Below are 23385 nucleotides of genomic sequence, written 5' to 3'. Positions count from 1 at the left end.
AAATAAAATCTGTTAAAAATTGCAGTTAAGGTAGGGCTTATTTTTTACATATTCGAAAAAAAATAAATAAATGGCGTGATTTCTATTTTATTCTCTAATAAATGTTAATAGCTTGAAATTTGTTTACAAAGATTGTGTCATTTTGTTAAATATTTTCAATTAAAAAAAACCTTCCAATTTTAAGAAAATTGAAAGGTTTTGATAGTAATAAAAAATGCTTTATTAATTGCCGCTGTCTTTTTTAGCTTTTAATGTAGTTTGTAAACTACTGCTTAATGCACTAAATATTTTATATCCTGTTGCGGTTTCGATATCATTCACAGTTACGATATATTGTGTCCAATCGGAACTGACTGTAGTTGTATTTGGTGTATTTACAGCCAAAACTCTTGTATCTGCATCAATTCTACTTAAGTCATTGTTGCCCGTTTTTAAGAAAACAACAATTTTCCACACATTTGTTGGCACGGTTACGTTACCATTTGCAATTGTGCCACCATTTCCATAAGAGCCCATGAGTATATAAGCTTCATATCCAGCACTGGTTTGGGTGCGAATATAAGACTCTAAATTATTCCAAGTACCTTCATTGTTGGCTGCAGTTTGAGGTATCATATTTGTCATAAGGAAAGTCGAAGAATTTGCTTCTAAACTACTAGTTCTATCTCCTGATGGGCAATTATGTCCTCTTTCATATCCAGAACTTGAATAAGTATTACTTTGAACTGCAAACCATGAAGTTGGTAACCCTGCCCAAGCCGCAAAGTTGTCTTGTCTTTTAACTACGGCAGTAGTATTTGTAGCATCTAAGTGCCATGCGACCCAGTTTGGCGTACTTCTAGTATGGTTATATGATTCAATATAATAATGCTGATTGATCATATAATTATCTGCCAATGTAATGATTGAATCTGCATCCGTTGGATTGCCTAAAAGTAAGTTTGAGTTATCTCCAGTACTCGGAGGTGCATCACTGCCAGCATTCACATATCTAGCCGCCGCCGCAGTTGATTGGTTGGTAGTATCAGATGCTCCATCAGTAGTGTCAACACTTATTCCAGACTCTCCAGTTCCTACAAAGGTGATATTGTCAACATTTATTCTTGTTGTTCCAGTCTTCACGATTCTTACTTGGACTGGGCTACTCATTGTATTAACGAATGAATCAAGTTGTAGCGTTTTTGACGTATCTGTAATATCTGATCCTAATTGGATGAACGTTTTTCCACTATCAGATGATACTTGCATTTGCCATGTGGAAGTTGCATCATTGCCGTATTTTGCGCTTTTTACAAATATTTTTTCCAAACCACTAATTTGAAAATTTGTAGTTATGTTCCCAGTTCTGATTCTCACGGAAGCATTGTCTTCTTTAGCATCTGCTGTAGTTGATCCAATCAAGGCGTCATCAAATGACCATGATCCGGTTGAGAGATTTACATCAGCAATTTTGTAAGCAGCTTTGGTTCCTGTTTCGAATGTTTCTTCTACGGAGTAAGTTTTTACGGGCGTAGTAGTCGAGTAGTCTTGTTTTTTACATGCAACCATATAACAAGCTACAATGCTTGTTAAGGCTAACACATTCATTTTTATTTTCATATATATACTTTTGACAAAGAAAGTATTTCAATGTTAACTCAAAGTTAAATAGTCAATAATGTGAATAAATAAAGGATCGTTGTCATTGAATAAAGTGCCCAAAAAAGCCAACATGGATTAGGTGTTGGCTTAGTAATGGTTAATTGCCGCTAAAGTATAGAAATTATATTTTAGATAAAAATTATATATTTTATTTTTCTTAACAAATGTGCAAAAAAACTTATAGACCTAATTCTTTTACTGAAATATCTCGCATTTCATTTTTTCGTATTTTTCCAGAAATTGTCATTGGAAAATCGGTTACAAACTTCCAATATTTAGGGATTTTATAGTACGCAATTTTGTTCTTACAATAGGCTAATAATTCTTTTTCTGTTATAGCTTCATTATTTTGTTTCAACTTAATCCAAGCCATAACGGCTTCTCCAAATTTGTCATCAGGCACGCCGATTACTTGTACGTTCTCAATGGCTGGATGACTATATAAAAATTCTTCTAATTCTCTAGGTGAAATGTTTTCGCCACCACGAATAATGACATCTTTTATTCTTCCTGTGATGGTAATATAGCCTTCTTGGTCTATCATGGCTTCATCGCCTGTGTGCATCCATCGCCCTTCATCAATAACTGCTAAGGTGCCGTCCACATTATTCCAATATTTTAACATAACAGAATAACCTCTAGTACAAAGTTCTCCCAATTCGCCAATAGGAACTATTTTGCCTGATTTAGGATGGACAATTTTTATTTCCAAATGATCTTGTACCGTGCCCACCGTAGTAACTTGTTTCTCAATAGGTGCGCCTATTTGTGTTTGTGTGCTTACTGGAGAGGTTTCAGTCATACCATAACAGATACTGACTTCTTTCATATTCATTTTATCTTGCACTTGGCGCATGATTTCTACAGGGCATGGAGATCCTGCCATTACTCCTGTGCGTAAATGACTCAAATCATATTTGTCAAAGTCTGGTAATTGTAATTCTGAAATAAACATTGTTGGTACACCATAAAGTGAGGTACATTTTTCTTGTTCTACTGCTATTAATGTTGCTGTTGGATCGAAACTTTCCGATGGAATAACCATCGTAGCTCCATGCGATGTACAGCATAAATTGCCAATAACCATTCCAAAGCAATGATAAAAGGGAACTGGGATGCAGACTCTATCTTTATTGGTGTATTTAATGCGAATGCCGATGAAATACCCATTGTTTAAAATATTGTGATGAGAGAGTGTTACTCCTTTTGGGAAACCCGTTGTACCTGATGTATATTGAATGTTTACAGGATCATCAAATTGAACTTTTTCTTCTGCCTCTGATAATTCATTATCTGAAATGTCCTTACCAGAAACTAAGAAATTGTCCCAATCTTTATCCAAATAAATGATTTGCTTTAACTCTGAACAATCCTTTAGGGATTCATTGATAATTTCTACATAGTTGCTCGTTTTAAAAGATTGCGCAGATACTAGAAGTTTAACTCCAGATTGATTCATTGCAAAAATAAATTCCGAACTACGATAGGCTGGATTTACATTGACTAAAATAGCTCCGATTCTTGCTGTGGCATATTGTAATAGCACCCATTCATAACGATTTAACGCCCATATTCCAACGCGATCACCAAGTTTAATGCCATTCTGTATTAGCGCTTTAGATATTTCTGTAGTTTGATTCCAGAATTCTTGGTATGTTGCTCTATAATTTTGATGAAAGCAAATTAATGCCTCATTATTTGGATATTGAGATACTGTATTTTTTAAATTTTGTCCGATGGTTTCTCCCAATAATGGAATGGTTGATATGCCATTAACGTAAGAAATATTGGATTGTTCGATTGCCATTCTAAGTGTATTTTAATTAATTATTTCACTTTTTTTAATTCTTTCGCAGATTTTATTAATTTTTGCGGTCCTATATTTTTAAATGTATCCAGTTTTTGTATTTTATCTGAATGTGTTAATGCCGGCTTGATTTTATGTGCTGTATCTGGTTGAGGTTGATTTTTAACTCGTTCTAATGAATCCTTTTTATTCTTTACCTTTTCTAGTTTTTGCAAAATATTGCTACTATAAGATTGTAATGAATCTATTAATTTTATTTCTATTTCTGGGTTTTCTTCATAGTAGTACATACTAGAAAAAAAACGCTTTTTTTCTATTTTATAATAGGCTAGAATAGATTGGAATTTTATAGTTGTCGAGTCTCTTAAATGTAATTTTGTCGCCTGTGTAGTGTCATTATACGTAAGGTCACCTGCTGCCATCATATCAAACATCACAGGGACCATTTCTCCTATATCAAGAATCACAGCATTGTTTTCTGTCTTGTTTGATTTACAGGAAAAAAATACAAGAAATGCAAAGCAAATGGGAATTATATATTTGATCATAAATTAGAATCATATTTTGAACTATTAGCTGGGTCTAAATCCATTAATAGACTTTTGGCAGATGATTTGGTCTGCTGATCAGCTGCCGTAAATATTCCAAGAAATTCAGGAGATCTCAATTGTGTGAATAATTGCACAAACATGGTATTGGGATTTTGCACGTTTAATTGTTGCAATTGACTCAAGGTTTGGTACAAACTAGATTGCGCTTGGTTTTTATTCGAATACATATTGTCTAGACCATTCCTGAAATAATTATAAATGATATTGTGTAGTACATTATAACGTTGGTTATTTGCATTTTCGGAAATCCAATATCTATTTCGTAAACTATTAAAAGACTGCCAACCTGTAATATCTGTACTTGTGGGTGCACTAACAACTATGTTTTGTGCTTTTTTGAAATATGGAATACCTTCATTCAATCCGAATGAATCATAATTATAGCCTAAAATTACATCTAAATAAAAAGCAAAAACTGCCGTAAGATTAGAAACTAAAGGATCGGTTCCTGTAATTCTATTTTCATTAAAATCCATATTTTGATTAGGTAAGTATCTAAAGACAATGTCATTATCTTGATAGTTGAATAGCTGACTGGTATAAGTTGAGTTATAGATGGGACGTGCCGCTTGTACAGTTAAAACTCCTTTCATGTAACCTTCATTATCAGCAGAACTTATATTGAGAATAAAATTACACAGGATACGTTCTTGTTGAGAATATTTGTCTTTTGTCCATGCTTTATTGTTGATAAGATTAGTCAATTGTGTTTGTAAATTGGTAAATATACTTTTACTTATGGTCGATTGTACTTGCTGGGATAAAACAGTGACTTTTGCATTAAACTCTTGACTATAACTATACAAAGTACACAATAACAGTCCGCTAAAAAGAATAGCAAACTTTATTTGTGGTGATATATGGAGTTTAAATAAACGATTCACGCTTCCTATTTTTTATAATTGGAAATTGTAGAGACAATGATTGTCGCAATTTCTTTTTTAGATAATAAGTCAGAATTTTCAATAATACCTTCTTTAGATAAAATGGTTATTTTATTATTATCGCTTCCAAATCCTGCACCTTTTACTTGCGTAGAATTTAAAACGATCAAATCTGCATTTTTTGAGATCAATTTAAGTTGAGCATTAGCCAATTCATTATTTGTCTCCAATGCAAATCCAACAAGAATTTGATTTTCCCTTTTTATGCTTCCCAAAGATGCTAAAATATCTACAGTTTCTTTTAATTCAAGCGTTAAATTATTAGAAGGGATATCTTTTTTCTTAATTTTAAATTGCGCGACATCTTCCAAATAATAATCTGCTACAGCAGCACTCAATACCGCAAAGTCCATATCCGAAAAATGTGCTTGACATTGCTCATACATTTCGTTAGCGGAAATAATATCGATTCTTTTAATTTCTTTATAAGGAGTTTTTAGATGCGTAGGTCCTGTTATTAAAGTAACATCAGCTCCCAAAAAATAAAATGCCTCTGCAATCGCAAAACCCATTTTGCCCGAACTATGATTGCCAATAAAACGTACTGGGTCAATTGCTTCATAAGTAGGACCCGCTGTAATCAGTACTTTTTTGCCTGCTAAAGTTTTTTCTCGGAAAAAGGATTGTATTTCAATCAATAATTCTTCTGGCTCTATCAATCGTCCATCCCCAAAAAGACCACTTGCCAATTCTCCCTTTCCAACTTCCAAAATACGTACACCATCTTCTTTGAGTAAATGGAGATTACGTTTGGTCGCATTGTGATGCCACATATCCTCGTCCATAGCAGGACATAACCAAACAGGACAAGTAGCCGAAAAATAAACTGCTTGTACGAAATTATCCGTGATGCCATTGGCCAATTTGGCTATGGTATTACAAGTTGCTGGAGCAATAATGAAAAGGTCTGCCCATCTGCCAAGCATTACATGATTATTCCATGTGGCAGTTTCAAATAAGTCAACAAGTACTTTATTTTTGGAAAGCGTTTCTAGGACAAGTGGAGATACGAAATCTGTCGCCGCTTTGGTCATCAATATTTTTACGTCACAATCATTTTTAACTAATAGACGAACTAATGTGATGATTTTATAAGCTGCAATGCTTCCTGTAATGGCAATTAATATTTTCTTCCCTTGAATCATATTTCAAAAGTATCAAAAGTCTGCTAACAACAAAAGCCACCATATAATAATATGATGGCTAATTGTATTTATTTGTCCAAGACTTTATCTAGATTATCTAAATAAATTGTTGTCTTCGTTTTCTCTGTGGTAGATTTTGTCATCCAAAAACTCTTGGATACTCAACAATGCCGGATTTGGCATTCTTTCGTAAGCTTTTGAGATTTCAATTTGTTCTTTATTTTCATGAACTTCTTCCAAGCTATCTGTATGTGAAGCAAACTCTTCCAATTTGCTGTGCAATTCTTCTTTGATTGCAACATTGATCTGGTTAGATCTTTTAGACATGATGGAAATAGATTCGTACAAATTGCCAGTTTCATTCTTGATAGCAACCAAGCTTCTTGTTTGAATAACTGTTGGCGTATTTGGGCTAATTTGCTTTCTGATTTTGCTCATTTTTGATTTTATTTAAGGCAGTAACTGCTAAATTTTTATAATCTGTTACGGACGTGGCAAAGTTACTATTTTTAAACCGAGATAAAAAATCGTCGCATTCTGACACTACTTTATTATATCTTTCGGATTGATGCATTGGTAAACTCATCTTTGAATATTCATACATGGATTGAATACTTTTTAATAAATATTCATCCGTATGATCAGAGTCTGGATAATCATCCATCAACAATTCAAATGTTGTATAAGCGGCTTTGTAAAAACCAAGATTGTAATATAATTGACAACCCAAAAATTCCTTTTTTTCCAATTTTGCTTTACAAGCATTAACGATATCATTCGCTTGTTTCGTTCTCGTAGAATTTGGATAGCTATTTACAAATTCTTGGAACGTTGCCATCGCTTTCTGTGTCGGCGTTTGGTCTAATTCTACTCTTGGAGATTGCATATAAAAGCAGTATGCTCGATTATAATACACTTCTTCCAAATATTGGGAAGTTGGGAAATTATCAGAAAATGTTTTGAACAATTGTTCCGCATTCATATAATCCTTCTGATAATAGGCGGTGTATGCATATTTGTAATACATGTTCTCATAACGTGGAGTACCACGCATATAAGACATTAGATTGTCATACAACTCTTGCGCATGAGACCATTTTTTCTCTGCGTAGAATTTTTCAGCCATTTTATATTTGTATTCATTATCTGTGCTCTTCATTATCTTACCGAACCTGCCGGTACAAGAGGAAAAGAATACAACTGCAATTAATAGACGAACAATTAACTTCATAAAGTGCGCAAAAATACGATTTAAAAGCAATATAGAAAGTGAAATTTTTTATTGGGATTTTACAATGTTAATATAATGGTAAATATAATTTCGATCTTTTCTTAGGCACTTTTTTTTCAAGAGAATATTTATGCATAAATGCAATCGCCCAATGAGATATTGCTATACTTTTGACAAGTTTTATAAATATTTTGAAATGAAAAAATTATACACTTTTCTAGCTTCTTTTTTGATATTAGGTGCAAGTTTTGCCCAAAGTGTGGCTGGCGCAAAAGCTGTTTTGAATAAGGTAAATGCCAAATTGAAAAACTCTACAGGCATTTCGGCTAGTTTTTCCTATTCTGTAAAGGATCGTACTGGTAATTCCAAAGGTAGTTCGAGTGGTCAGATTTTCATCGCAGGTAGCAAATACCATATCGTTAATGGTGATAATGAAATATACAGCAATGGGCAAAAAGTGTGGAATTATGATAAAAGTGCCAAAGAGGTAAATGTGTCCTCTGGAGGTGCTGCTTCAGGAGATATTAATCCAGATAAAATTTTGTCCGGTAATTTTTCAGATGCGGATTTTAATTTAGCATTGATCAGTCAAGCGGGAAGTTTTGATCAAATAAAATTGACACCAAAAGATTTAAGAAAAAATTTTAAACAAGTGGTTTTATTTGTAAGTAAAGCACAATCTGTGATTAGTAAAGCGACCGTTTTGGATAAAAGTGGAAATACAACGACTTTTAATTTGGCGAATATTAAGACAAATGTCAATATTCCTGCATCTCAATTTGAATTTAACCCCAAAGCGCATCCTGGCGTAGAAGTGATTGATTAATTGAAAGCAATTATTATATTTAAAAAAATCCTGCGACTGGAAAGTTTGCAGGATTTTTTGTTACTCGGAGAGAACTTTGCTGAGATTTCTCTTTCGCAAGTATTAGCGAATTGGAGATTGTGAGTTTTAAAATTTTACTTTTCCCTTTAATGGAAAAGTAACCAAAAGATCAAGTCGTCTGACTGAGAAGCAGCACCGCAGGTAACGCAACCCTTCGAGTCGTTTGAAAATAGTTCGTGTACATTTTCAGCTATCGTTATAAATTTATCAGTTGGTGTTTTTTACGCAGAAAACACAGCTTCGCCATTTTCTTCACTTTGCTGTCAGACGACAAACTGTTTTGATATTGTATTTTAATTAAATACTAAATTGTTTGCGGTACTAAGAAGTTTTATTGATTTTTTATTAAAATCTAAATCCTGCGGAAAGTATAAACATTCTGGGTTGTAATAAATAATTGCTCGCAGAGATAATATTGGCACTTGCATTCAATACAGTGAAGTTGCGCTCATTTGCAAGATTGGTACATGAAAAGCGAAGATTGATATCAGGTTTGTAAATTCTGTAATTCAAATAAGCATCTAAGAAAAAGCAGTGTGCCAGATTTTGACCATTGAGATAACTCGCATAATATTCACTTCCCAATTGTGCCGTTATTCGCTTGAAAAAAATAAAGTTCAGTGCAGAATTTTGCTTGAATTGACTCGTTTTTTGATCTTCATATCCGCTTGCTTTGGACGTACTATTGCTAGTGTAATAATTCGCCTTTATGTCGATACGTAGCCAATCTGCAGGTCTCGGATTTAATTCAATACCATAATTATTGGACCAATTGGAGGTGGCAAATAAAAATCCATTTTGATATTGTTGGACTTTAGATTGCCCAAGCCCAGAACTCAAAGTGATATTCGTTTTTAACGGAAATAAATACTTACTGATACTGCCATCCAAACTAAAATTTCGCAAATTATTGCCAATGGGTAATGTGGAAACTTGATAGCTTGTATTAGTTATCGTCGATGCATAGATGAAATAGCGATGTGTCGTTGTATAACTACTATTAATATTCCAAAAGAACATTTTCAATGTTTTTTTATAAGCAAATCCCAAACTATATTTATTTGTATATCCATTTTTTAATGGCGTTCCGTAATAGGAATTGATTGATCGATAACTTTGCATAATCCCCGCGCCATATACTTGGTCCAATTCGGAGAATATATTGTTGAATTGGTAATTGGCAATTAACTCATGTTCTTTTGCAATTTTCAAATTGTAACTAAAATAGGGTGCAATGAAAATATTATTCAACTTGTCGTGGTTGTCTATACTTTCATTTTTATAGTTGATATTATAGTAATGTATGGGAAAATAAATATTGATCCGGCTTCTGTCTTTTTCAAATTGTACACTTGATTGTGCGTAACCATCAGATTTATTCCAATTGAGTTTATTTTGAATTCCTGTTGATTGACTAGAATTCGTTTCATTTTGCTGAATAAAAATATCCGAATTTAACTTGCTATGCGTATAATCAAAACCAATTTTGTTGTTAAATGTCCAATAGCCATTTTTTATAATAAAACTAATATTATTTGTGGTTGTAAGTGTAGGAATATTGGTCATTTGGATGGACTGATGATAATCCAAACTATCGTTCAATATATCTTGCAACCATCCAGGTTGTACACTAAAATTTTGAGGGTTACGACTGTAACTTATATCCGAACTATAATTTAAAATATGATTTTTTCTACCAAGGTTTAGAACGCCATTTATACTATGAGAAAATGTATTCAAATTTGTACGTAAATTTTCCAATAGTTGTACGCCATTGGTCCTAATGTTCACAGGATTTTTAGTCGTTGAAATATCTGTAAATATAGATTCATTGAAGTACTTCTTTTCTGAATTATTGTTGAGGGTAATTGTAGCTTGTAAGTGATTTATTTGCATTCTATTTTTAGCAATTTCATTATAGCCTACAGTATCGCCGCTTGGCAAATAATAAGTAGTAGTACTGCTGCTTTGAAACGGCTGCTCATCATGTAAATAATATGCATTCAATCGAAGCGTTGTCCCTGAGTGAAATTTCAACATGTCATTCAGGTTGACCATATGATTTTTATTAAATAAATAGCGATTTTTACTAATGCCGACAGGTCTAGATTGGGCAATACCTATCATGGGGTCGGCAATCCCATCATTGGAAAAATGGGAGATAAGTTCGTCACTGAGGTCATTGCCGACATTATTGGCTTTAACAACATTGATCGCTTTAAATTTGGGTTTAAAAGCCATCGCATTGGCGGAGATGTTATATCTGGATGGCGTACCGCCACCGATTTCTGCATTGTTAATCCATTTTAGTTTGCTTCTATCCTTGAGTCGAATATTTAATGCAGGTTGATTGGATTGTACGATGCCGTTCAACATTTTGATATGCTGATTGTGTTCAATTACTTCTACTTTGTCCACATCTTTGGATGGAATATTGTTTGTTGCGATATTATATTTTCCATCTAAAAGATCGTCGCCCTCAATATAAAATTGATTCAATTCCTTGCCATTGTATTTAATCACGCCATTATCAGACACTTCGATTCCTGGGATTTTGCGAATTAAATCACCTAAAACACGATCGGAAGAATCTCTAAAAAAATCTGCATTAAAGCTAATCGTGTCTGATTTTTGGATGATGTAGACTTTACTTTTCACCTTCACCTCCTCTAGATGTTTTACTTCTTCTGATAAAGTCAGCTCGACTAATTCATTTAAATTCGTTATTTCTTTTTGTGCTTTTAAAAATCCCGTATGACTTGCTTTTATTGCTAAGGCAGAATCTTTCCATTTCTCAGGGATTTTTATGGAAAATATACCTGCGCTATCCGTTTTGGCAAAGTTAATTCCCGCTCCATTACTAGTTTTGAGTAGTGTAATTGTTGCATTGGATATTGGATGTTGCAAACTATCCACGATTTTCCCATGAATCGTAGTTTGTTGCGCAATACTGATCGTTGCACAGCATAATATTAATAAAAATAGAAGTAGTCGTATTGGCATAGTTAGTCGATCAAATAGGAACGAAATTATTTGACTAGATCGATTGGAAAATTAATTACGACTTTCTTTTGATTTTTATTAGGCGTAAATGATGATGATGTATTAATGGAGATTGATTTTATTTTGGACATATCTTCACTACCACTTGAGGGACTTGATGACGCAGTGTTATTGAAAAAAGCATTTGGATTTGCTTTGAAGGCCGCTTGCATTTCATCATATTCTTTTTGAGTTGTCGCTAGCGCATTTTCTGGTGGTCCGATTTGTTTTCCAGTTTTTTCAGAAAATTGTTTAAATGTGTAAATAATTCTGTCGGTTACGTCATAAGTTTCTAAAATTAATCCTGGTAAACCACTCAATTTGCGTGGTCCATAACTATAGGGTAAGTCTGTTGTAAACCAAGCAACATAAGGTCTTCCATGCGAAATTCCTGTGGCTTTTTGGCAAGTGTAACCGCCAATAGTTTTTGTAGAGTCTTCAATAGTCCAATCAATTTTACTCTCGGAATCTTTGATTAAATACTTTTTTTGAACAAATTCTTTTTGTAGAAAGATTCCGTTTTTATCAGAAAAATAAATATCTGTGCTCCCCAATCTTGGTTTCATAGTCAAGCTAATATTGGCAGTTCCAGCTTGGTCTTTCAATTGTTTTTCCATGTCAGCTTTGGATGTAGAGTCAGAAATATGAAATGTTTGGCTGGAAAATTCACTATAGTCTTTACTATATTCCAAAAGCATAATTTCTTTTTTTACTAATTCTGGCTGTGTTGTATCTGCGATGTAACTAAAATCATAAAGCACTTGACCAATTACCGGTTGAGGATCTTTTAATTTTACTTTAGAATCACCTCCAAAAATAGTCATTTGAGCGGATGATAAAAGAGGTAGTAAAGCAAAAGTAAATAGTATTTTTTTCATAAATCTGGGTTTAATTTGTCTAAATTAAGGAAATAATTTTAAAACTAGTAAAATAGTTTTTATTTTATTTCAAATAATCTAGTAAATTACGCTTAAACGCTGATATGAAAAGAACCAATTCTTATCAAATAAACATAGAAAATCCTTGTGAAGAGCAATGGGATAGCATGCGTAAAAATGATTGTGGTCGCTTTTGTCAACTGTGTCAAAAGACTGTTGTCGATTTTACGATGATGAGTGATCGGGAAATTATTCAATTTATCGAAAACCATAAAGATGAACGCATTTGCGGAAGGGTTGCTAATTCAGATTTGAATAGAGCGTTGATCAGTTACGAAATGATTTCAAATACATCTTGGAAATTTAAATTGATGTAAATTTTAATGATTGTAGGGGCTTTTTTCACTAGGAAATCATTTGCGCAAAATAGTAAAAACGACCAGAATAATGTGCCAGTGACTTCACATGATTTTAAGACTCGTGGAATTGATACAATAAAGAGCATGAAAGCGAATGATAAAATGCTGAAAATGCCTCAAAAATATACTCCTACAACATTGGGAGGGATTTCATTTTCTGGAATTCCTGAAAAAAAGAAAAAGTATATTTTAGATAATTTGAAAACTAAAAATAAAACAAATTCAAAATAACGGCATTTTAATACCCTGCTATCTGACTTATGAACAAATAAAAGATATTGATGTGTCCTAATAAAGTACCCAAAGTCGTAATAAACAATGCACCGTAAATAGCACCGAAAATATGTGCAGAATGGTTGATATTACCGCCACCTCTTTTATCCAAAATACTAGAAACTACGAGGAATAGCAACCCAAAAATATAGGAAGGAATCCCAATAGGGATAAACATTAAACCCATTTTAGAAGTGGGGGATACCATTATAAATGCAAATACAATTGCAGAAACTGCTCCTGATGCACCCAAACTTCTATAGTAATAATTGTCTTTATTTTTTATAAAGGATGGAATGGAAGATATAATAATCGCTGTGATATACAAAACGATATATAAAATCTTACCAATCGATGGCCCAAATAAGGTATCAAATTCCTCTTCAACATAAGCTCCAAAGGAATAAAACGAATACATATTGAAAAATAAATGTCCCAAGTCGGCATGGATAAAGCCACTTGACACAAATCGATACCACTGATTTTGTTGAGATATTGCCGTAGGACTAAATATTAATTTATCCATAATCTCCTCTTTTTGAAGTGCATATATGGAAATGATTGCGGTAAAAATGACAATAATCAGTGTAATATTCATGCGAGCAAGTTAAGAATTATAAGTCATGAATGATGAGTTATGAATTAAGAAAAGTTGAAAGCCATAACTCATCATTCATAATTCATTAATAAAGTTTTCTAACTTTAATAGTACCGTTGATATCTTTCAATAAATGAAATGCTTGTTCGGATAATTGTTTATCAACATCCAAAACAACGTATCCAATGCTGTCATTTGTTTTCAAATATTGCGCTAGGATATTGATGTTATGTTTGGATAATTCAGAATTAATGGCACTCATAATCCCTGGTTTGTTTTCATGTATATGCAAAATTCTATGTGCTGTAGGGTGAGGAGGTAGGCCTATCGCAGGAACCGTAAGTGAACCATCGGTAACACCATTTTCCAAATATTTGAATAATTTGGTACTAACATCAATCCCGATATTTTCTTGTGCTTCTTCTGTAGAACCGCCGATATGCGGTGTCAATAATACATTGGGAAGGCCTTGTAAGCAACATTCAAATTTATCTCCATTTTTTTTGGGTTCGGTTGGATATACGTCAATTGCCGCACCGCTTAAATGTCCCGATACCAATGCATCTCTCAATACTTCTAAGTCAATTACACGACCACGTGCGTCATTGATGAGGATTGCACCTTGTTTGAATTCTGAAATATTGTCTTTATTGATAAGAAGTTCTGTTTCAAAAGTTTCTGGTACGTGGATACTCACAATATCCGCTTTATTCAAAACCTCTTTCATGGTTTTGCAAGAGATCGCATTTCCCATAGGTAATTTGATTTCCGTATCGAAAAACAAAACCTTCATTCCCATTGCTTCAGCCAATACGCTCAGCTGAGAACCGATATTGCCATAGCCAATGATACCAAGCGTTTTACCTCTTAGCTCGTGGCTGCCATCAGCGGATTTATCCCAAATGCCTTGGTGTGCAAGATTATTTTTGTCAAAAATCTTACGAATCAACATGATAGAAGTGCCGATAACCAATTCCGCGACACTACGCGTATTGCTATAAGGCGCGTTAAATACGGCAACGCCTTCTTTGATACTCGCATTCAGGTCTACTTGATTGGTTCCGATGCAGAAACAACCGATTCCTTGTAATTTATTTGCAGCTTTTAATACTTTATCTGTGATTTGAGTTTTAGATCTGATACCGATTAAGTGTACATCTTTGATCGCTTCAACCAACTCATCTTCGCTCAATGCTTTGGATAATTTTGTAACGTTGGGATATCCATTAGACGTAAATTTTTCTACGGCTCTATCACTAATATTTTCTAAGAAAAGGATATTGATTTTGTACTTTGGATAACTTGTAATCTCACTCATGATTCAATAAATATTTGGGGGATAAATATACAGCGTTTAAAACAAAAATCCCCCCAGAAAAACCGGAGGGATATTATTTTTTGTAAACCGAAGCAAACTATTTGTTTGCGTTTGCTTTCGCGTAACGTTTTTTGAATTTGTCGATACGACCGGCAGTATCAACCAACACGTTTTTACCAGTGTAAAAAGGGTGTGAGGTATTTGAAATTTCCAATTTGATAACTGGATATTCGTTACCATCTTCCCAAACGATAGTTTCAGAAGATTTTGTTGTTGATTTGCTCAAAAATGTGTCGCCGTTACTCATGTCTTTGAAAATTACAAAACGGTAATTTTCTGGATGGATACCTTTTTTCATATATGAAAATTTTTAAGGCCGCACGGTTTTTGCCGTGACGCTGAAAAAATAATGAAATGCAAAGTTAAGGAGATTTTCTAGATGCCCAATTTTTTTTGCTGTTTTCTTGTGATAAATAATCCAACCAAACCAACAAAGAAAAAAGAAATGAGCGCAACAATGGAATTACGCATACTTCCTGTAAGTTCTTGAATGAATCCAAAACTAAACATACCAATAACAATAGCTATTTTTTCGGTTACGTCGTAGAAGCTAAAAAACGACGCCGTGTTTTCTGTCTCAGGCATTAATTTGGCATACGTGGAGCGGCTCAGAGATTGAATTCCTCCCATCACAATACCTACTAATGTTGCTACAATATAAAATCCATTGATACTGGTGATATAATATGCCAAAGCACAAATGCCGATCCAAATCACCACCGTAAATATCAATACCCGAATATTGCCAAAAATGCTGGACAATTTTGCCATCAAATACGCACCGATAATGGCGACAACTTGAATGATGAGAATGGATAAGATTAATTTGTCTGTAGGTACGTGTATAACTTGACTTCCAAATAATGCTGCAGCCAACATCACCGTTTGTACGCCCATACTATAAAAGAAAAAGGAAAATAAATAATTACGCAAAACGGGCATTTGCTTAATTTCTTGCCACACAATTTTTAATGCAGTAAAACCAGACGAAACTTTTTCTTTGGTTGCTGTAAGTATTTGTTTTTTCTTTTGGGGAAGTGTTGCAAAAGTGATTTGGGCAAAACCTATCCACCAAAGTCCTACTAATAAAAAGGATAATCTCGATGCGCCGCCTTCATTTAATCCAAATGGTAATTTGATGATTAATACAAAACATAAGATTTGTAAAATGACACTTCCAATATATCCCAATGAAAATCCTTTGGCGCTCACTTTATCTTGATCTGCAGGCGCAGCGATTTCGGGTAAATAGGCATTGTAAAAAACCAAGCTGCCACAATAACCTATTGCAGCAATAATGCAACAAACGATTCCTAAGACAAGCCTATCCGCTGTGAAAAAATATAGTAGACAGCATGAAATAGATCCAAGAAAACAAAACAATTTCAAAAAACTTTTCTTATCGCCTCTTGTGTCTGCAATGGAGGATAAGATTGGAGATAAAATTGCAATAACTAAATAGGCAAATGCGATAGCGTAAGTGTACAAGGAACCACTGCTTACATGCCATCCTAAGAAATTAACCGTATGGTCAATTACTTCCCCTTTCGCATTTTTTGTTGCGGTAATAGCGTCATAATAAGCCGGGAAAATGGTAGATGTGATGACCAGATTGTAAGCACTATTTGCCCAATCGTACATTGACCAGCCATTGATGACTTTTTTAGAAGCTGTTTGCATTAACGTATTGCCGTTTGTTGAGTGATAGGGGCTTTCTCTGTATGCGTAGTTGGCGTGGGTGTTGTAGTTTCGTCGGAAGAATCTTTGTGAATCGTACCGTTTAAACATAGTACTAAGAAAATACCACCAACGATAATTCTATACCATCCAAATAATTTGAATCCAAATTTTTGCACATATCCAATGAAAAATTTAATCGCTAATAATGCAACGATAAATGCAATCAAACTACCAATTCCAATCATTGCCCAATTAGAACCTTTTGCCATTTCTTCTGGCATTTCTTTATATGCATCCAATAAGTCTTTTGCTGTTGCTGCAAACATGGTTGGAATGGCTAGGAAAAATGAAAATTCAGCTGCTGCACTTCTGGTTAATTTTTGTTGCATGCCTCCAATGATACTAGATGCACTGCGGCTCACTCCAGGAATCATCGCCAAACATTGCCAAATGCCGATGAAAAAACCTTGACGCGCATTCATCGTTTCGACACTTTTGGTTGAAGGGCTTTTAAACGCTTTTTCGATAAATAATAATACAAAACCTCCCACGAATAAGGAAATAGAAGTGACAATTGGCATTTCCAATAATTGGTGAATTTTATGGGAAAATATAGCTCCAAGGATTAATGCTGGAATCACTGCAATGACTAATTTGAAATACAATTCCCAATTATTCAATGGGAAAAACTTTTTTCGATAATAAACAAGTACAGATAAAATAGCGCCCAATTGCACAACAATTTCAAATAATTTAGTCAAATTGTTTTTTTCAATTCCCATAACAGAGCTGGCTAAAATCATGTGTCCTGTAGAAGAGACGGGTAAAAATTCGGTCAATCCTTCTATAATGGCAAGGATGATAACGTGTACGATGTTCATTAAATTATGTTGTTTAGTGTTACAAAGAAAAGGATTTTGCGCAGTAAATTCTACCCCAATTCTGAATTTAATCTATGCTTTTGGATGTGCTTGCTTAAAAACTTCTTTTAATTTTTCAATAGTGTTGTGTGTATACATCTGTGTTGCCGCTAGATTGGCGTGGCCAAGTAGCTCTTTTACAGCGTTCAAATCTGCACCATTATTCAAAAGTTGCGTTGCAAATGTGTGTCGCAATACGTGTGGACTTTTCTTTTTTGACGTGGTAACATTGCTTAAGATTTCAGTTACGAGATTGTACACATATTTTGGATATAGTTTTTTTCCATTGGGTAATACGAGTAAATTGGGCTGTTGATTACTCATTTCAGGTCGATCTTGGAGGTAATTTATCATCGATTCCAATAAGTTTTTACTCAAGGGGACAAAACGTTCTTTATTTCCTTTACCCAAAACCTTGACTTGTGCATTGTAACTGTCCAAATCCGCCGTTTTTATTTCGATCAATTCATTACGGCGCATGCCTGTTTCGTACAAGAGTTCTAATATTAATTGTTTGTTACGATCTTTCCAATTGTCTTCATCAATGGAAATCTCTTCCATTTTTTGCGCTTCATTTTCGGTTAAAAAAGAAGGCAAACGTTTTTTCATTTTTGGTAAAATGATATTTGCAACAGGCGAATTTTCTACATTGGATTCTTTTAGATGAAATTTGAAAAATGATTTTAAACTAGATATTTTTCTTCGAATAGTGCGCGCATCGGCTTGTTCTTCATTTTTCAAAGATGCCATCCAAGACTTGACGTAGCTTGGTTTGATCTGTTCGATTTCAATTTTAGGCTCGATACTTTGGATAAATATTTGAAACTGAGCGAGATCATTTTGGTAAGCCAATAGCGTGTTCGGAGAATATCTTTTTTCTAATTGGATATATTGGGTAAATGATTCGATGGCCAAATCTAATTGCATCTAGGAATATTTTAGACATAAAAATAGCCATAAAATCCTAAAATTTTATGGCTACAATACGTTTTATCGAATAAAACTAAGCTTCGATTTTACCAGAAGCGATTTGTTGTTTGTAGATTGCTTTCAATACTTGCGTACGACGAACTACTGATGGCTTTGTAAAGCTTTGACGCTCTCTTAGTTGCAACAAAGTTTTACTTTTCTCAAATTTCTTTTTATACTTTTTGAGCGCTTTATCAATGTTTTCACAATCTTTTGAATCGATAATCAGCATAACGGTTTATACCCCCTTTAGTTAATTAATGCTGCAAAAGTAAACTTAATGACCTGATTGGCAAAATAAATATTTAAACGAACTTTTTTATTGAAAAAGGCAACGTAGAAACGCTGCCTTTAGTTGTAATATATAGATTAAAAAATTAACTAGAATTTCATCCCAATACCCACGCTAAATAACCAAGGGTTGATTTTTGTATCTGACTGTACGGTAGCTCCGCCGGCAACAGATGGAATTGTCGTTACATCGTTTTTGGTTTTCAACCAGATTTTTTTCGCATCAATATTTAAAAACCATTTTTTAGAAATGTCAAAATCGGAACCTATTTGTGTTGCAAAGCCTAATCTGTTTTTGTAAGTTATATTATCGATATATTCTCCATTTCTCTTTCCATAAAAAATAGTGTAATTCAAACCCGCGCCAGCATATGGTAAAATGCCATGTCCCAATGGCTGATGATATAAAACAGTCAATGTTGGAGGTAATAGCCAAACTTTACCCAAATTGACATCGCCCAAAGCAGTACCTGTTGCGGTTACTTTATTTCTCGTAGTTCCCAGGATTAAATTCGCTGAGAATCTATCAACAAAGAAATACGTAAAATCAAGTTCGGGGATAATGGTATGTGAAATCTTGGCACTTCCTCCAATGGTAGAAATGGTAGCACTTGCTTCGGGTTGTACATATGTTGCTCGTAATCTAGCTCTCCATTCACCTTTTTGTTGTGCCATCGCATGAAGAGAAAATATGGTTATAGCTATTGAAAAAATTATTTTTTTCATAATTCATTATAGTTTAATAAATAATAAAAAAGAAAATGTGTTAAATATTGATATCTAATATTTTGTGCTATTTCTTTAACGATGTAAAGGTATGTTAATAAACTATAAACTATAACTTATGGAGTGAAGTGTCGTATATGTACGATAGGGTAAAAATAAAATCGCTTCATAGTAAGTAAACTATGAAGCGACTATAAAAGCTGAGAAATTTATTTAGTTTAATTCGGGAGAATTAAATGTATCTCCTTGTTTTAAATCTCCAGATTCAAGTCCTTTTTTGAACCATTCTACACGCTGTGCGGAGGTTCCATGCGTAAATGCATCAGGCACCACATAACCTTGCGCTTCTTTTTGTAGTTTGTCATCGCCAATCTGACTTGCAGCATTAAGTGCCGTTTCAACATCCGAACTATTAATTTTTATGCCATTTTTTTGTAAATCTTGTGCATAGTGTGCCCAATAACCTGCAAGAAAATCTGCTTGTAGCTCTAGTTTTACCGATAGTTTATTATAGTCGGCATCACTTACTCTACCGCGTGCATTATCCAATTTTTGTGAATAGCCCAAAAGGTTTTGAATATGATGTCCAAATTCGTGTGCTACCACATAAGCTCTAGCAAAGTCGCCAGCCGCATTGAATCGTTGCGCTAATTCATCAAAGAAAGATAAATCTATATAGATTTTTTGGTCGCCTGGACAATAAAATGGACCCATTGCTTTTTCTCCTTGTCCACATGCCGTGCTTGTCGAGCCTGTATACATAACGAAATCTGGATCTTGGTAAGATTTGCCCATTTGTTGTAATTGGCTTGTCCATACGGTTTTACAGCTACGATATACATTTTCAGCAATTTTACGTTGTGCAGTTTCAGATTCAGATTCTTTATAAGGCTGATCTGATTGTTCACTTTGTTGTTGAGGAACGACATTGTTTACCTGATTTAATAATTGGGAAGGGTTTTTTCCCATAATCAAAGCAATGATAATGATAACTACTGATCCGATACCGCCAATAGCCACTTTTTTGCCACTCGAGCCGCGTCTATCCTCAATACCTTTATTGTCATTTTCATCCGGATTGATAAATTCCATAAATTAGACTGTTTTAATTAGCTTTTGTATTTAATATATACTGGCGTAAAATTGCATAAAATATTTTAATTGTGGAAAAAAATGAGAATCCTTGGAAAATAATTGAACAAAGATCTATATACGAAAATCAGTGGATCAATTTAACAGAATATGATGTGATTAACCCAAATGGTGGACAAGGTATTTATGGTAAAGTCCATATGCAAAAATTGGCATTGGGGGTTCTTGTATTGGATGATGAAGAGAATGTTTATTTGGTAGGTCAATATAGATTTGCGATCGATCAATATAGTTGGGAAATACCAGAAGGCGGTGGTGAGATAGGAGAACAGCCAATTGAAGGTGCGAAAAGAGAATTATTGGAAGAGGCTGGGATTGTTGCGGCAGATTGGTCTGAATTGTTAGTGATGCATACCTCTAACAGTGTTACAGACGAAAAAGCCATTGTATTCGTGGCAAAAGATTTGAAATTTACCCAAAATGCACCTGATGAAACGGAAGATTTAAAGCAATTGAAAATGCCATTTAAGCAAGCATTACAAATGGTAATAAATGGAGAGATTACTGATTCTATGAGTGTCGCAGGTATATTGAAATACGCATTATTAAAAACGCTATAGTTCGTTATTAAGAAAAGGATAATATTTGGATAGATTTAATCATAGTATATTTGAATAAACTTCTATCTCTATGATTTTGTACAAAAAAGTAGTATTCTTTTCTCTTTTTATAATTAGTTTTTGTTCTTCATTAGTTGCACAAGAGTTGGGGAATAAAGAAGCTATAGTTCTTCAGAAGAATTATCCATTTTTATATTTTATAGCGCAACAATCGTCCATTTCAAAGGAACTTATTTCGAATAAATGGTATCAGGGATTTACACAAAGAAAATTAGGCAAAATAAATAGTTTGGACGAGTTTTCCTTTCAAGCAAATTCTTTTGCCTTATTTGATGCATTGAAACTAAATAGTTTGGAAACGGATAGCTTGGCGAAAATCGTGTCTAATTCTTTGCGTAAAAATGTCTTGATGCTGGATTGGCTAAAGAGGAATAAGGGATTGTATAAAACTGAAACTGCTGACATTTCTACTCAAATTTATAATGATTTTTTACAAGATCTTTCGGGGATAAATTATGTAATTGATGTGTATGGAAAAGGGCAAAAGTCTAATTATCCAAACATTGATTCTATAAGTTTGCCTATTAAAACATCTAACGAAAGAAAGATGGTTCAACAGTTGTTTTGGGATGTTGAACAAAATTATTATAGTTCGAATTCATTTTTCATGGAAGCGAATTTACGTGCAGCTTCCCATTTATTGGAATTAAACGGCCGCTACGATGCTGCAGACTTCGAACCAATGGCAACCAGCGTTAATAAAACCGCATTGTCAAATTTCAAATCAGTAAAATGGGCAGATTATAAATATTCGCATATTTTAGTTTTAGGTGCTGGACCTGAAGTAAAAGAAGATAGTATTAACCCAGTTGGAATACTGCGTTGTCAATTAGCTGCTGATTTGTATAAAGAAAAACTTGCGCCAGTTATAATCGTCTCTGGAGGACGTGTACATCCATACAAAACCAATTATAGTGAAGCGTTGGAAATGAAAAAATATTTGGTTAATGAATTACATATACCAAAATATGCGATAATTATGGAACCTCATGCGCGTCATACGACTACCAATATTCGAAATGGTGTACGTTTGTTGATGAAATATCATTTTCCAATGGATAAAGAAGGTTTGATTGTTACTACGCACGAACAAAGTTCTTGGTTGACGGATGCAAAATTTGCAAAGCGGTGCGAGGAGGAGATGAGCGTGATTCCATTTAATAATATGCATAGAATCTCGCCAACTGTAGTTTCTTATATCCCAAATTTACAATCTTTATTGATTAATAATAAAGAACCTTTGGATCCATAGTTTATTTTATAGAATGGCTATAATTAAGCTCGGCTTCCCTTAGTGAGCCTGCAACATCTTTGAGTCGATCATAAATAATCTGAATAGCCACACGACTATTGTTTAAGTCTGCAAGTTTTTTATCATTGTAACAATCATTAACGACATCTGCAAGTGTACGTTCTTTATTATTTACTATAATTGGTGCGAATTGGTCGTCAGTTAATTTGATATTTGAAAAAGTAATAAAATAGTCCTTTTCATTAGCAATAATTGAAAGATTGTAACGAACTATATTTCCTGCAACTTTGATAAGTTTTTTATGATGAATACCAAATTCTGCATTAGCGTCAATAGAATTTTTGGAAGTTTGTTTGGCGTTTATTAGATGGTCGCTAAAACCATGTGTTAGCCAATCTTTGACAACTTGTAATATTTCATTGTCGGAAATTGTAGTCGGTAGGATAAAATGAAATTTTAGCATTCTTTGACCATTCATTTCGGGAATTAGATTTTCATAATAAGGATTATTCTGTGCATGCACATTAAACGAAATTATAGCCAATATAAAAGCTAAAAGTATTTTCATGTAAAAGTATTAGGACGATGGATGATTAAGACACTTATAGGTATAACGAAAAAAGATAGCAATTATGCTATCTTTTCAAAAAAATTAATACTTTAATTGGCCTTAGTCTGTCTTTTAATTAGAATTAACCAAATAAACTATGTTGTCCAACCTGGATTCGAACCAAGACTATCAGAGCCAGAATCTGAAGTACTACCATTATACTATTGGACAATTTCCAATGTTGATTTCCTTCTTTTTTTATGTTGCCCGACCAGGATTCGAACCTAGACAAACAGTACCAAAAACTGTCGTACTACCATTATACTATCGGGCAATTCCGCTATTGGGAGTGCAAAAATAGGGGTTGGAATT

The 23385-nt window shown here is 33.8% G+C and carries 24 protein-coding genes and 2 tRNA genes; 5 read left to right on the top strand and 21 right to left on the bottom strand.

Features of this window, described 5'->3' with window-relative positions; translation table 11 throughout:
- Positions 1–222 precede the first annotated feature (222 nt).
- From E0W69_RS11990 to E0W69_RS11960, 7 genes are all read right to left on the bottom strand, one after another.
- Positions 223–1599 (bottom strand): DNA/RNA non-specific endonuclease, encoded by a 1377-nt coding sequence (locus tag E0W69_RS11990; RefSeq protein ID WP_131330297.1) that lies wholly within the window; start codon positions 1597–1599, stop codon positions 223–225.
- A 220-nt stretch (positions 1600–1819) separates the two neighbouring features.
- Positions 1820–3448, bottom strand: coding sequence for an AMP-binding protein (locus E0W69_RS11985; RefSeq protein WP_131330296.1), 1629 nt, complete (start codon positions 3446–3448; stop codon positions 1820–1822).
- Positions 3449–3468: 20 nt separating this feature from the next.
- The gene (locus tag E0W69_RS11980; protein WP_131330295.1) at positions 3469–3996 is read right to left on the bottom strand and encodes a DUF4296 domain-containing protein; all 528 of its coding nucleotides are present in this window, start codon (positions 3994–3996) and stop codon (positions 3469–3471) included.
- Entirely contained in the window at positions 3993–4943 is a 951-nt protein-coding gene (porD, locus tag E0W69_RS11975; RefSeq protein WP_191967828.1) for a type IX secretion system protein PorD, read from the bottom strand. Before porD ends, E0W69_RS11980 begins: the two co-directional genes overlap by 4 nt.
- 5 nt (positions 4944–4948) lie before the next feature.
- A complete protein-coding gene (gene coaBC, locus E0W69_RS11970; protein WP_131330293.1) occupies positions 4949–6148 on the bottom strand; it encodes a bifunctional phosphopantothenoylcysteine decarboxylase/phosphopantothenate--cysteine ligase CoaBC in 1200 nt (399 codons plus the stop codon).
- Between the two features lie 93 nt (positions 6149–6241).
- Positions 6242–6586, bottom strand: a complete 345-nt coding sequence (locus tag E0W69_RS11965; protein WP_131330292.1) for a DNA-directed RNA polymerase subunit omega — start codon at positions 6584–6586, stop codon at positions 6242–6244.
- Positions 6561–7379, bottom strand: coding sequence for an outer membrane protein assembly factor BamD (locus tag E0W69_RS11960; protein WP_131330291.1), 819 nt, complete (start codon positions 7377–7379; stop codon positions 6561–6563). Before E0W69_RS11960 ends, E0W69_RS11965 begins: the two co-directional genes overlap by 26 nt.
- A gap of 196 nt (positions 7380–7575) precedes the next feature.
- Between E0W69_RS11960 and E0W69_RS11955 the strand changes: the two genes are divergently transcribed.
- A complete protein-coding gene (locus tag E0W69_RS11955) occupies positions 7576–8205 on the top strand; it encodes a LolA family protein (RefSeq protein ID WP_191967827.1) in 630 nt (209 codons plus the stop codon).
- Between the two features lie 405 nt (positions 8206–8610).
- Here the strand turns inward: E0W69_RS11955 and E0W69_RS11950 are convergent, their stop codons facing one another.
- Positions 8611–11268: a peptidase associated domain and porin domain-containing protein gene (locus E0W69_RS11950; protein WP_131330289.1), complete on the bottom strand. Its 2658-nt coding sequence runs from the start codon at positions 11266–11268 to the stop codon at positions 8611–8613.
- Between the two features lie 26 nt (positions 11269–11294).
- Complete coding sequence (locus tag E0W69_RS11945) at positions 11295–12185, bottom strand: GLPGLI family protein (protein ID WP_131330288.1); 891 nt, start codon at positions 12183–12185, stop codon at positions 11295–11297.
- Positions 12186–12289: 104 nt separating this feature from the next.
- On the opposite strand from E0W69_RS11945, the gene E0W69_RS11940 reads away from it, so the two are divergent.
- Both E0W69_RS11940 and E0W69_RS11935 read left to right on the top strand, forming a co-directional pair.
- Positions 12290–12562, top strand: a complete 273-nt coding sequence (locus tag E0W69_RS11940; protein ID WP_131330287.1) for a hypothetical protein — start codon at positions 12290–12292, stop codon at positions 12560–12562.
- A 6-nt stretch (positions 12563–12568) separates the two neighbouring features.
- Positions 12569–12835, top strand: a complete 267-nt coding sequence (locus E0W69_RS11935) for a hypothetical protein (protein ID WP_131330286.1) — start codon at positions 12569–12571, stop codon at positions 12833–12835.
- A 7-nt stretch (positions 12836–12842) separates the two neighbouring features.
- Here E0W69_RS11935 and E0W69_RS11930 read toward each other — a convergent pair whose 3' ends face one another.
- From E0W69_RS11930 to ypfJ, 9 genes are all read right to left on the bottom strand, one after another.
- Entirely contained in the window at positions 12843–13475 is a 633-nt protein-coding gene (locus E0W69_RS11930; RefSeq protein ID WP_131330285.1) for a rhomboid family intramembrane serine protease, read from the bottom strand.
- An 85-nt stretch (positions 13476–13560) separates the two neighbouring features.
- Positions 13561–14793 carry a phosphoglycerate dehydrogenase gene (gene serA, locus E0W69_RS11925; RefSeq protein WP_131330284.1) on the bottom strand — a complete coding sequence of 411 codons (1233 nt, stop codon included), beginning with the start codon at positions 14791–14793 and terminating at the stop codon, positions 13561–13563.
- A 97-nt stretch (positions 14794–14890) separates the two neighbouring features.
- Positions 14891–15151, bottom strand: a complete 261-nt coding sequence (locus tag E0W69_RS11920) for a type B 50S ribosomal protein L31 (RefSeq protein ID WP_131330283.1) — start codon at positions 15149–15151, stop codon at positions 14891–14893.
- 77 nt (positions 15152–15228) lie between these two features.
- The gene (locus E0W69_RS11915) at positions 15229–16533 is read right to left on the bottom strand and encodes an MFS transporter (RefSeq protein ID WP_131330282.1); all 1305 of its coding nucleotides are present in this window, start codon (positions 16531–16533) and stop codon (positions 15229–15231) included.
- Positions 16533–17414, bottom strand: coding sequence for an undecaprenyl-diphosphate phosphatase (locus tag E0W69_RS11910; protein ID WP_131330281.1), 882 nt, complete (start codon positions 17412–17414; stop codon positions 16533–16535). Before E0W69_RS11910 ends, E0W69_RS11915 begins: the two co-directional genes overlap by 1 nt.
- A gap of 72 nt (positions 17415–17486) precedes the next feature.
- Positions 17487–18380 (bottom strand): tyrosine-type recombinase/integrase, encoded by an 894-nt coding sequence (locus tag E0W69_RS11905; protein WP_131330280.1) that lies wholly within the window; start codon positions 18378–18380, stop codon positions 17487–17489.
- A gap of 76 nt (positions 18381–18456) precedes the next feature.
- Positions 18457–18654 carry a 30S ribosomal protein S21 gene (rpsU, locus tag E0W69_RS11900; protein ID WP_131330279.1) on the bottom strand — a complete coding sequence of 66 codons (198 nt, stop codon included), beginning with the start codon at positions 18652–18654 and terminating at the stop codon, positions 18457–18459.
- 149 nt (positions 18655–18803) lie between these two features.
- On the bottom strand, positions 18804–19439 hold the full coding sequence (locus tag E0W69_RS11895; protein ID WP_131330278.1) for an OmpW/AlkL family protein: 636 nt from the start codon (positions 19437–19439) through the stop codon (positions 18804–18806).
- A 213-nt stretch (positions 19440–19652) separates the two neighbouring features.
- A complete protein-coding gene (gene ypfJ / locus E0W69_RS11890) occupies positions 19653–20531 on the bottom strand; it encodes a KPN_02809 family neutral zinc metallopeptidase (RefSeq protein WP_131330277.1) in 879 nt (292 codons plus the stop codon).
- A 71-nt stretch (positions 20532–20602) separates the two neighbouring features.
- Here ypfJ and E0W69_RS11885 point away from each other — a divergent pair, with 71 nt between their 5' ends.
- Both E0W69_RS11885 and E0W69_RS11880 read left to right on the top strand, forming a co-directional pair.
- Positions 20603–21151, top strand: a complete 549-nt coding sequence (locus E0W69_RS11885) for an NUDIX domain-containing protein (protein WP_131330276.1) — start codon at positions 20603–20605, stop codon at positions 21149–21151.
- 70 nt (positions 21152–21221) lie between these two features.
- A complete protein-coding gene (locus E0W69_RS11880) occupies positions 21222–22463 on the top strand; it encodes a YdcF family protein (protein WP_131330275.1) in 1242 nt (413 codons plus the stop codon).
- A gap of 1 nt (position 22464) precedes the next feature.
- On the opposite strand, the gene E0W69_RS11875 is transcribed toward E0W69_RS11880, so the two are convergent.
- From E0W69_RS11875 to E0W69_RS11865, 3 genes are all read right to left on the bottom strand, one after another.
- Positions 22465–23031, bottom strand: a complete 567-nt coding sequence (locus E0W69_RS11875; RefSeq protein ID WP_131330274.1) for a hypothetical protein — start codon at positions 23029–23031, stop codon at positions 22465–22467.
- A 142-nt stretch (positions 23032–23173) separates the two neighbouring features.
- Positions 23174–23244 (bottom strand) — tRNA-Gln (locus E0W69_RS11870).
- A gap of 32 nt (positions 23245–23276) precedes the next feature.
- Positions 23277–23347: transfer RNA gene (locus E0W69_RS11865), tRNA-Gln, on the bottom strand.
- Between the last annotated feature and the right edge of the window lie 38 nt (positions 23348–23385).

The sequence above is a fragment of the Rhizosphaericola mali genome, from assembly GCF_004337365.2.
In the GTDB taxonomy this organism is placed as follows: Bacteria; Bacteroidota; Bacteroidia; order Chitinophagales; family Chitinophagaceae; genus Rhizosphaericola; species Rhizosphaericola mali.
The sequence above is the reverse complement of the archived record's forward strand: the minus strand, read 5'-3'. Positions and strand labels throughout refer to the sequence as shown.